The 7,177-nt window shown below is 68.2% G+C and carries 7 protein-coding genes; 5 read left to right on the top strand and 2 right to left on the bottom strand.

The genetic code is table 11. The features are described from left to right. Window positions 1-349 (bottom strand): AraC family ligand binding domain-containing protein (locus ACSAMQ_RS13340; RefSeq protein WP_435396113.1); only part of this gene is annotated, 349 nt, incomplete at its 3' end. A 111-nt stretch (window positions 350-460) separates the two neighbouring features. Between ACSAMQ_RS13340 and ACSAMQ_RS13335 the strand changes: the two genes are divergently transcribed. From ACSAMQ_RS13335 to ACSAMQ_RS13320, 4 genes are all read left to right on the top strand, one after another. After that, complete coding sequence (locus ACSAMQ_RS13335; protein ID WP_435396112.1) at window positions 461-697, top strand: hypothetical protein; 237 nt, start codon at window positions 461-463, stop codon at window positions 695-697. A 746-nt stretch (window positions 698-1,443) separates the two neighbouring features. Further along, window positions 1,444-1,815: a cupin domain-containing protein gene (locus ACSAMQ_RS13330; protein ID WP_435396111.1), complete on the top strand. Its 372-nt coding sequence runs from the start codon at window positions 1,444-1,446 to the stop codon at window positions 1,813-1,815. Window positions 1,816-2,209: 394 nt separating this feature from the next. After that, a complete protein-coding gene (locus ACSAMQ_RS13325; protein ID WP_435396110.1) occupies window positions 2,210-2,629 on the top strand; it encodes a helix-turn-helix transcriptional regulator in 420 nt (139 codons plus the stop codon). 157 nt (window positions 2,630-2,786) lie between these two features. Continuing rightward, window positions 2,787-4,610, top strand: a complete 1,824-nt coding sequence (locus tag ACSAMQ_RS13320) for an endonuclease (protein ID WP_435396115.1) — start codon at window positions 2,787-2,789, stop codon at window positions 4,608-4,610. 259 nt (window positions 4,611-4,869) lie between these two features. On the opposite strand, the gene ACSAMQ_RS13315 is transcribed toward ACSAMQ_RS13320, so the two are convergent. Beyond that, window positions 4,870-5,880 carry a zinc-dependent alcohol dehydrogenase family protein gene (locus ACSAMQ_RS13315; protein WP_435396109.1) on the bottom strand — a complete coding sequence of 337 codons (1,011 nt, stop codon included), beginning with the start codon at window positions 5,878-5,880 and terminating at the stop codon, window positions 4,870-4,872. Between the two features lie 118 nt (window positions 5,881-5,998). Between ACSAMQ_RS13315 and ACSAMQ_RS13310 the strand changes: the two genes are divergently transcribed. Next, window positions 5,999-6,925: a LysR family transcriptional regulator gene (locus ACSAMQ_RS13310; protein ID WP_435396108.1), complete on the top strand. Its 927-nt coding sequence runs from the start codon at window positions 5,999-6,001 to the stop codon at window positions 6,923-6,925. The last annotated feature ends 252 nt before the right edge of the window (window positions 6,926-7,177 follow it).

Genomic DNA, 7,177 nt, shown 5'->3' with positions numbered 1-7,177 from the left:
CGACCGCCTCGCGCAGCAGGCCGGACACCCTCAGGGCGCAGGCCCGGGCCGGCAGCGCCGCGCAGGCGGGCTCGGCGACGTAGACGCTCCAACCGGAGAAGGCCGCGCCGTGCGAGCGCAGCGAATGCTCGGCCTGCGGCGGCACCCAGACTGCATCCGTCGCCGGCACCAGCCAGCGCCCCTGCGCGGTGCCGACGGTCAACAGCCCGCGATGCGCGCCGAACAACTGCCCGCGCGCATGCCGGTGCGCGGCGGTATCGCGCACGCCGGCGTGAGTCGTGGTCGCCGCGATCGCCACCGGCCCGTCGGCGGAATCGGCGCGCAGCGCGGCGAGCAGAGGATCGGACATTGGCCGGAACCCGCTATCGAATGGCCGGGGCAACGTAGCAGAGGCTCGCCGCCGAACCCAGCATGAGCGCCTCCTCCATCACCGAGCATCGCCATGCGAGCCGAAGACCTGTTGCCCGACCACCTCGACCACACCCGCATCGACGGCGTCCTCGTGCGCAAGGGATCGGTCGGCGCGTTTCTCGCCAACGCGCGAATCTGGACCAATGCGCAGGCCGATGCCGGCGCGCGTGCGCAGGCCGAACGCCATATCGCCGAAGCGCTGCCGGCCTTGCGCGCGTTGGGTCTGTTCGAGGTGTTGGAGATTCGCGACCCACGGTTGCGCGCGTGGGTTGCTGGGCAAGGATAAGAATGGCGGACGCGTAAGGGACGAGGTTTCGTCGCGTCCCTGGTTCGCGGTCGCGGCTCGCGGCGCTCCTACCCAAGAGCCGCGACGATCGTTGCCGTTGCCGTTGCCGTTGCCGTTGCCGTTGCCGTTGCCGTGAATGCTTGGCGCAGGTTCGAACTAGCGATGCAACCGTAGACCCGGAGGGCGCCGCACAGGACGTGCGGCGTTTTTCGATAGGACAAGGATGTCCTATCGAAAAATCCCTGCGCAGGCTGCGCGCTCGCAGGGGAGCTTCGTCAAGGAAGGCCTTTTCTTTGGTTAGCTTTCTTTTGGGCCAGCAAAAGAAAGTAACCCGGCCGCGTCAGCGGACGGAAGCTGTAGACCTTGTTCTTGCTTCACCGCTCTGCGGCAAGAGGCGCAAAGACGTGTTACGACGCGGTCGCGACAGTTCGCGGCTTCGATCGATGACTACGGCGACACGCCTCTGCTCATCCCTTGGTCGCGGCTTACGCCGCTCCTACAGGAGAGGGGGGCGCCGTTGACGAAGTGAGGTTGAGGCACCGCGGTCGCGGCTCGCGCCGCTCCTACCCAAGAGCAGCGACCTCGCCATGAGTAGGAGCGACGCGAGCCGCGACCGTGATCCACCCGTCTCCTCGCACCCGCATTACCCGCGCGTCCGAAACGCCGGCACCATGACTTCCCTACCGCGTGCCATCCCGCGCGGCGCACTAAACTGCAGCCATCCCCGCCATCGCCAGGACTGCCGCATGTCATCCGTGACCTCGCCCAAACAGATCGCCGCGTCGCTGACCGAATTCTGGTCGCCGCGCGTGGTCGCCGAAGTCGACGACGCCTACATCAAGGTCGCCCGCGTGCAGGGGCAGTTGGCCTGGCACAGCCACGCCGACGAGGACGAGCTGTTCCTGGTGCTCAAGGGCCGGCTGGTGATCGAGCTGGAGGACCGCAAGGTCGAACTCGGCGAGGGCGAGATGTTCGTCGTGCCCAAGGGCGTGCGCCACAACCCGATCGCCGACGAGGAATGTCATCTGATGTTGATCGAGCGCAAGACCACCCTGCACACCGGCGACGTGGTCACCGACAAGACCCGTTCGCTCGACGAGCAGCTGCGTCCGCTGTGAGCGTCATCGGTCCGGCGTGATCGGCCGTCCACCGCGCGCACAAAAGAAAAGAGCGCGTCCCGTGGAACGCGCTCTTTGGTGCGGAGATGGCCTGTCCTCTGCATGGCGCTATCCGGCGCCCTCCCCCCGAACCGACCTCTTGTCTTTCCGAAGTCCTTATCGGCGTGCGGCCATAATCCGAAGTCCACGCTACGGTTGCCAGGGAGCGCGACCGGAAATTACGCTACTTTCGGTAGCGCCCGCGATTGCTTATCGCCCTAAGCCGTTGTAATAAATAGGCCTGCCGACACGACACGACAGCACAAACGCACGGGCTGGGGCGTCTATCGTTCACCTGGTGACTATTGGTAGCTGAACGCGCGATCCCGGCCGCAAACCCGACAGGAACTGTCACATGACGCCGCAACAGCGCATCCGCCTCGCCCGCCGGCACGCCGGACTCTCGCAAGCCGCCCTCGGCGCCGCGGTCGGGGTGCAACGCAGCGCGGTCGGTCACTGGGAATCGGCGCAGAGCAAATTCCCGAGCGTCGCCCACCTGCGCGAACTGGCCCTGGTGACCGGGGTGCAGTTCGAATGGCTGGCGACCGGGCGCGGCAAGATGAGCCTGTCGCTGGACACGGCGATGGATTCGGTCGCCGCCGCCGAGGCCTTGTTGATCGACGACCCGCTGGAACTGCGGTTGATCCAGGCCTTCCGCGAGGCGCCCACGCGTGCTAAGGCGCCTTTGGTCGAGGTGGTCGAGCAAATGGCCGAGCTGCGCACCGGCCGCCCGGCGCGTTCGGTCGCCGGAGGCGGCAAGCGCAGCGCAACTTGAGAAATCCGTCGCAGGTACGGGCACGAACCGTGACGCAGCACAGCAGGCGATGTCACAAACCACGACTAGACTCGACCGGATGCGCCCGGGGAGGGCGCATCGACCGCGGCGTTCCGCATGCGCGCGTCGTCAATACATAAGGAGCCGTTCGATGCCGATGTCCGTTCGTGGCCGATCCACCGCCCTGCACCGCCCTCACCCCGCACGCCCCGCCCTGCCGCGCCGCGCCGCGTGCCTGGCCCTGACGATCTGCGCCCTGTTGCCCTCGCTGGCCTCGGCCGCCGTCTTCATCAACGAATTCCATTACGACGATGCGACCTCCGCCGGGGATGTCGGCGAGCGCATCGAGATCGTCGCGACCGCCGGCGAAACGCTGAGCAACTACCGCGTCTATCTGTACAACGGCAGCTCGCCTTCGTCGGCGGTGACCTACGACAACGACCTCGTGCCGGCCGGCAATGTCGTCACCTGCGGCGGCAGCGTGCGCATCGCGACCCTGAGTTACCCGACCAACGGCCTGCAGAACGGCTCCAACGACGGCTTCGCGCTGGTCGACGGCAGCGGCAACGTAGTCCAGTTCCTGAGCTACGAAGGCCAGATCACCGCCAGCGGCGGCCCCGCCTCGGGCCGCACCAGCACCAACCTGCCGGTGTCGGAATCCGGCTCGACCGCGGCCGGCACCTCGCTGCAGTTGTCGGGCAGCGGCAGCGCGTATTCGCAGTTCGCCTGGCAGAACTCGGCGACCCAGACCTTCGGCGCCTGCAACAACGGCCAGAGCTTCACCACCTCGACGCCGAACACGCCGCCGAGCGTGACCTCGACCACGCCGAGCAACGGCGCGAGCGGTTTCCCCGCCGCCGGCGACCTGGTCGTCAACTTCAGCGAAGCGGTGACCCTGGCCAGCGGCGCGCTGACCCTGCAGTGCGCGACCTCGGGCGCGGTCGCCCTGACCTACCCGTCCAGCGGCACCGCGATCACCGCCTCCACCGGCACCGCGCTGCACGCCGGCGAGAGCTGCACCTTCACCGTCGTCGCCAGCCAGGTCAGCGACGCCGGCGGCGCGCATCCGGCCGCGAACACGGTCGCCAACTTCACCGTCGCCAGCGGCGGCGGTGGCGGCACCGGCTACTACGCCCACGTCAACACCAGCAGCGCCAGCCAGTTGCGTTGCTCGCTGCACCAAACCATCAAGGGCCACACGGTCTATCCGTACAGCGGCGGCACCACCAACACCTGGACGATCCTGGAAATTGCCGACGAAGATCCCAACAACGCCGGCCGCATCCTCGACGCCTACAAGAACCGCAGCTTCGTCAAGGTCACCGACCGCGCGGGCAGCGGCACCGGGGTGAAGTACAACCGCGAACACACCTGGCCGAACTCGCTCGGCTTCGGCTCGGCCACCGGCAACCTCGGCCTGCCGTACGCGCCCTACACCGACACCCACATGCTGTACCTGACCGATGCCGGCTACAACGCCGATCGCGGCAACAAGCCCTTCGCCGACTGCTCGCTGTCGAGCGGCTGCGGCGAGCGCGTCACCGAGGTCAACAACGGCAGCGGCGGCGGCAGCGGCGTCTACCCGGGCAACTCCAACTGGTACAAGACGCCCGACGGCAACGCCGGTTCGTTCCAGGTCTGGGGCAAGCGCAAGGGCGACATCGCGCGCGCGGTGCTGTACATGGCGATCCGTTACGAAGGCGGCACCGACCCGAACAATGGCCAGAGCGAACCGGACCTGGAACTGACCGACGACCGCAGCAAGATCGTCATCACCTCGTCCTCGCCGGCCTACATGGGCCTGCTGACCACGTTGTTGTCCTGGCACCAGGCCGACCCGCCGGACGCCGCCGAGTTGGCGCGCAACGAAGTGATCTTCAGCTTCCAGGGCAACCGCAACCCCTTCATCGATCACCCGGAGTGGGCGACGGCTTCGCTGTTCAACTCGGCCAAGCCGGCGAGCTGCCAGCTGATTCCCTGATCGCCAGGGAACGCGCAACGACGAACGCCCGCGGATGCGGGCGTTCGTTTTTTTTGCGCCAGGAACCGCGAGGCTTGCGCAACTACCTGCCGTCGTCCACGCGCAGGCGGAAGTGAATGGCTGCGCTTGCGGGCCACTGGCTCGTGCATCCATCAACGCCGGGCCTGGAGCGCCTGGCCGGATGCCGAAGATCTTCGAACGTTCCGGCATGAAAGCCCGGTGGATCTCCGCCTGCGCGGAGACGACGAGCAAAAGCATCTCAATCGAATACCACCACCGGCTTGCCGAGCTCGCGCGCGCCGGCCATCGAGGCGATCGCCGCGACGCCGGCGTCGAAACCGTAGCGCGTACCGACCACCGGCTCGATGCGATGGCGTTCGAGCTCGGCGAGAAAGGCCTCGAAGTCGCGCCGGCTGCCGACGCTGATGCCGTGGATATTGAGCTGGCGCGCCATGATCGGCCCGATCAGGTTTCCCTCGACCTGCATGCCGTGCAGGAAGCCGATCACCGCGATGTGGGCGTTGTCGGCGGCCGCCTGCAGCAGGTCGAGGAATTGCGGGCCGCCGACCACGTCGACGATGCCATCGACGCCGCGGCCGTCGGTGAGTTCGCGCACCGCCGCGGCCAAGTCGGGGCGCTGCCGGTAATCGATCACCGCGCGCGCACCGAGCGCACGCAAGCGTTCGGCCTTGCCGGCATCGCCGGTGGTCGCGATCACCTCGAGGCCGCGCGCGACCGCGAGCTGCAGGGCCATCAGGGACACGCTGCCGGTGCCTTGCACGAGCACGCTGGCGCCGGGCCGCAGGTCCATGCGTTGCAAGGCGCTCCAGGCGGTGAGGCCGGACACCGGCAGGGTCGAGGCCGCCGCATCGCCGAGGAACGCCGGCGCGGGCAGGATCGCGCTGGCCGGCAGCACGAGCTGGCGCGCCAGCCAGCCATCGAGCGGGCCGCCGAGCTTGCTGAGGTGGTTGGCCGACCGGAACGGCCCGTCGATCCAGGCGGTGGTGTAGTGGCCGAGCACGCGGTCGCCGGGCGCGTAGCCCTCGACCCCGTCGCCGACCGCCTCGATCCGGCCGACGCCGTCGGACAGCGGCACGAACGGCCGCGGCAGTTCCGGCTGATAGCGGCCGGTGGCGAGGGCGTAGTCGCGGTAGTTGACCGAGGCCGCGGCGACCCGGATCCGGACCTGGCCGCGGCCGGGCTGGGGTTCGGGCAGGTCGACGCGACGCAGGCTGTCGAGGCTGTGGCCCTGGAGTTGATAGGCATCCATGGTGGTGCTCCGCTGGCGGTCCGGAGACCGGCTGGGTGGGGGGAATGCCCAGACTATTGTTGAGCCGTTCGCTGATATAGGATCAGGATGGCAACTCATCATTGAGAATGACTCAACAATGATCGGCGGGCTGTATTCCGAACTCGAGGCCTTCGAGGCCATCCTCCAGCACGGCAGCTTCACCGCCGCGGCGAAGCAGTTGCAGGTCACCCCGGGCGCGATCACCCGCCGCCTCAACACCCTGGAGGCGCGGCTCGGCGCCAAGTTGCTCAACCGTTCGACCCGGCGGCTGAGCCTGACCGAGTCCGGCCGCCACTACTACGCCGAAGTCGCGCCGGCGCTGGCGCAGATCCTCGCCGCCGGCGAGCGCGTGCACGACCTGTCGGCGCAACCGCGCGGCGAACTGCGGGTGTCGTTACCGATGAATTTCGGCCGGCTGTACGTGATGCCGCACGTCGAGGCCTTCCTGCGGCGCTGGCCCGGCATCGACCTGGACCTGCAGTTCGACGACCGCTTCGTCGATCTGATCGGCGCCGGCTTCGACGCCGCGATCCGGATCGGCGCGCTCAGCGATTCGCGCCTGATCGCGCGCCGCATCGCGCAGACGCGACGGATCCTGGTGGCCTCGCCCGACTACCTCGCACGGCGCGGCGCACCGCGCACGCCCGCCGAGCTGATCGAGCACGACTGCCTGCACTACACCTTGTTCCGCGACACCCCGACCTGGGAATTCCACCGCGACCGCGAACCGCTGCGGGTGCCGGTGCAGGGCCGTTTGAAAGCGAACTACGGCGTGCCGCTGGTCGATGCCGCCGTGCACGGCCGCGGCATCCTGCAGACCGCCACCTTCGCCGTCGCCGAGGAGCTCGCCAGCGGACGCCTGGTCGAAGTGATGCCGGACTGGAGCCTGCTGCCGATCGGCATCTACGCGGTGTACCCGAGCCGCGACTACCGCCCGCGCAAGGTCGAGGCCTTCATCGACTTCCTCGAAGCGACCATCGGCGAACCGGCGGTGTGGGATCGGGTGATCGCCGGGCAAGGCTGAGAGCGATGCAGGCCTCGCTTCGAGCGCAGAGCCAATCCGCCGCATCGACGTTCCGCCTCGACACCGGACGCGCCGGTCGCTCGCCTCCTTTGCCAAAGGGGGCGACGGTTGGACCGCACGCGATCAAGTCGCCTGAGGCTCGTCGCTGGCAGCAGAAACATCGAGTCGCCCGGTCTCACATACCACCCGAAGAATCCCCTTCGGGCAGGCGGCAGGGGTTTGCTCTTGGCTCCGCGAAAGGAACCAACCGCC

The sequence above is a fragment of the Lysobacter sp. 1R34A genome (assembly GCF_051217035.1).
In the GTDB taxonomy this organism is placed as follows: domain Bacteria; phylum Pseudomonadota; class Gammaproteobacteria; order Xanthomonadales; family Xanthomonadaceae; genus Lysobacter.
Note: the sequence above shows the minus strand (reverse complement) of the source record. Positions and strands in the feature narration are given on the sequence as shown.